An 884-nucleotide genomic window follows, 5' to 3' on the forward strand; every position below is an offset into this window, starting at 1 on the left:
GTATTGTATACTATAAACATAAAAGTTTTTTTCATCAATTTTTCTTTTTACTTTCATTCTTTAAAACACTTCCTTTTTCCTTTTTTATATTATATTTATAATTATTAATATTATTTCCTAAAAAATAAAATTTACAAAAAAACATCTTTATAATTAATTAAAAATTTAATAAATTATAAAGATGTTTAGTATTATAATTAATTCTTAGTTATTAAGATAATAATTGTTTAACTAGTGGATTTACTTTTGATCTTTCATATTTTCCTGCTATTTTAGGCATAATCTCTTTCATTATTTTTCCCATATCTGATGATCCATAATTATTTGATGATATTATAACCTTTAACATTTCTATAACTTCTTCATCACTTAATTGCTTTGGAAGATATGGTGTTAAAACTTCTAATGCAAATTTTCCTTCTGATATTTTTTCTTCATCATTTAATTGTTCTGCATATTGAAGGGCTTCTTTTATTTGCTTAATATTTTTCTCTATTATTTTAATTATTCCTTCATCTGAAATTGTTTCTCTTTCATTTACTTCAAAAGCTTTAATATCTGCATTTACTAATCTTAAAACGCCTACTTTAGCTTTATCCCTTGCTTTCATTGCTGCTATTTCATCTTTTTTTAATGTTTCTTTTAACATAAATATTAGTTAGTGAATTTAATCACTAACACTTCACCTCACTTTTTATATTTTTAATAAATTTGTGATTTAAAATACTATTTAAAATTATGTTTAATTTTAATATAAAAAATATATCACTTTTAAATTATATCAATTTTATTTAAAATAAGAAAGTTTTGGATTAAATTTTTTATTTTATGCATTTTTTATATTTGATAAATATTTTCTTTTAAAAAGTACAGATAAACTGACT

Annotated in this window: 1 protein-coding gene; it reads right to left on the minus strand. The window is 19.5% G+C overall.

Features of this window, described 5'->3' with window-relative positions; translation table 11 throughout:
- Positions 1-211: 211 nt before the first annotated feature.
- On the minus strand, positions 212-649 hold the full coding sequence (locus GBZ86_RS16370; RefSeq protein ID WP_152892434.1) for a GatB/YqeY domain-containing protein: 438 nt from the start codon (positions 647-649) through the stop codon (positions 212-214).
- Positions 650-884: the final 235 nt, after the last annotated feature.

Origin of the sequence: Clostridium tarantellae (assembly GCF_009295725.1) — a bacterium.
Classification (GTDB): Bacteria; Bacillota; Clostridia; order Clostridiales; family Clostridiaceae; genus Sarcina; species Sarcina tarantellae.